Source organism: Zooshikella ganghwensis DSM 15267, from assembly GCF_000428585.1.
GTDB classification, from domain to species: domain Bacteria; phylum Pseudomonadota; class Gammaproteobacteria; order Pseudomonadales; family Zooshikellaceae; genus Zooshikella; species Zooshikella ganghwensis.
The window spans coordinates 1-2,093 of the sequence record NZ_AUAF01000321.1; the positions used below are offsets into that span (position 1 = coordinate 1).

The following is a 2,093-nucleotide window of genomic DNA, read 5'->3' on the forward strand; positions in this document are numbered from 1 at the left end:
TAAAATCGGCCCGTGCCTGAGACATAAAATCTTCCGCTTTTTCCTGGTCGGTTAATTCAAATTTTAATTGGGTAAAGCGAAAGTCATCGTGGATGGTGCCAGCCAAATAATCGGTCCAGTGAAAGCCCAGTTTAGTGACCATTTTGCCTGCGCCAATATGCGGCTCGACTTCTTCCAGCTCTAAATCGCTTTTACTGAGTTTGACAATGTCCGCATCTTCACTACCCACAAAGCGCAGCTCAGCACATTGGTCCAGTAATAGACCTTCAGGCAGTTGAGCACTGCGGGCCAACCAGCAGGTTAAGACTTCACAGGGCTTATATTCCGTGACCACAGGCTGTGTGGCTAAGCTGCTCAGCGTGATGCGTAAGTAATGAATACATTCCTCGGCCAGTTTAACGTTAGAGCTGTCCACGACAATCAGGTTATTAATAGGGTCTAAATACACATACCAACTGTGGTATTCGCTGAAGGCTTTGGGCAGTAGCTCATGAATAACCGACTCTTTAATCTGATCTTTTTCGCCTTTGCCAATCGGCTCACCCTGTTCTTTTTCCAGGGTTTTAATACGTTCTTTGACGTATTTGCTGATAACCGAGTTAGGCAACATCTTTTTTTCTTTCTGTAGGCAGAGCAATTGGAAGTTGCCAATATGCTCGGCAAAGTGTTCGGCCTCTTCGCCGAAAGGGCGAACCCAGCCATAGCTTTCGGCCTGTTGGGGCGTGCAGGGTTTAAAGGCCTGAGCGCTTAATTTCTCGTTTAGCAACGCCTGATCAAGCTTTGCGACTTGTTCGCAGCGGAAAAAGATTGCATTTTTAAACCACATGTTGTGCACCTCTTGTTTTATGTTGTATGCAGGGTGGGAACAATCGACTCGTACCGGTTAGTACGCGTTCGGTAGATTCGATTACGTAGGAGTGGGTCATCAGAAAAGGCAGGCACTAAGGCCAAAGACAACGCTAACACACTCATGGACAAGGGACAGATCACCTTTGACCGGATCAACTCGGCGACTAACTGTGTACGATTCTTGAGGTTATGTTTGTGTAACGCTGCTTTTATTGTCTTAGAAATGGTGTCAGGCGCAACCGCATACTTGCGGGCAATTTCTTTATCGGACAAGCCATGCAGAGCTTCAAAGGTATACAGCGTTTGTCGTGGGGAGAGTTGAAGGTTGTTCAGGTAGGCTTTCCAGTGGCCTATGGTGATCGTGTCGTCCATGGTGAGTACCTTGCAGGTTCCAAATGATATAAATTAGTATCTACCTGCAAGGGTTTTAAAGTCAACAAAAGCGCACATTGAAATTTGCTAATGGACTAAATGGTCTAATAGTTTTAATTACTTCTTAAGCTTGTGATCAGTGAATAGAGCATATCTACTTCTTTCTCAGACAGGCTTCCATCAAGGATTAAGTCCATAAACTCCTTAGCTAGAACCCTTACCTTTTGTTGTAGTTGTATATCCTCTTCTTCTTGAAGAATTTTATCTCTGGCCGCTAAAAAATTAGCTTTTAAGTTAGGCATAAAGAACTTAATCTCTTTGCCTGTTATATCGGCTATCTTGCGGAGGTGATCAACTCTAGGGCCTCTTCTAACTTCGGGATCTTCTGACTCCCAGCGAGATGCAGTAGCCCGAGTTACACCACATAGTTTTGCAAGCTGACCTTGTGTATAGCCTGCATTTAAGCGTGCTTCTTTAATTTTTTCCCACAATTCCGGTTCGGACATACTTAACTCAGTGTAATTTAGGTGTAACTAATAGCTTTAGGTTGTGTAATATTATGTTGACTATTGATTGTTTTATGCCTACAGTGTCGCATAGCTAGTAATCAAAATGTTGCACTGACTACACTTGTATAACTTTTGCCTGCCTAAAATGTAGTTGTTGCAACAGCTTCCTTCTATCCCCTCACACGGGAGTAGTCAACGTCAAATAACAGGAATCACCAGTAATGGAAGCTGATAAACCACCCACCACAGAAGAAACAGCTTGGGAACTCTACGACAGAGGGTTCACCGTTATCCCGTTAGGTTCACCATTTGAAACGCCACCGCCTTACTTTGTCAACAAACGCTTTGACGGAAACAAAGAAA

Annotated in this window: 3 protein-coding genes; all 3 read right to left on the reverse strand. The window is 44.0% G+C overall.

The annotated features are described in order from the left end of the window. Positions 1-826 (reverse strand): recombination-associated protein RdgC (locus F607_RS32125; RefSeq protein ID WP_051311871.1); only part of this gene is annotated, 826 nt, incomplete at its 3' end. A gap of 17 nt (positions 827-843) precedes the next feature. Then, a complete protein-coding gene (locus F607_RS0126495; protein ID WP_027710401.1) occupies positions 844-1,221 on the reverse strand; it encodes a helix-turn-helix transcriptional regulator in 378 nt (125 codons plus the stop codon). Positions 1,222-1,334: 113 nt separating this feature from the next. Continuing rightward, positions 1,335-1,727 (reverse strand): helix-turn-helix transcriptional regulator, encoded by a 393-nt coding sequence (locus F607_RS0126500; RefSeq protein ID WP_027710402.1) that lies wholly within the window; start codon positions 1,725-1,727, stop codon positions 1,335-1,337. Positions 1,728-2,093: the final 366 nt, after the last annotated feature.

Bases quoted from the DNA above. Each gene is read 5' to 3' on its own strand.
- F607_RS0126495 (WP_027710401.1), bottom strand. From the start codon at position 1,221: ATGGACGACACGATCACCATAGGCCACTGGAAAGCCTACCTGAACAAC.
- F607_RS0126500 (WP_027710402.1), bottom strand. From the start codon at position 1,727: ATGTCCGAACCGGAATTGTGGGAAAAAATTAAAGAAGCACGCTTAAAT.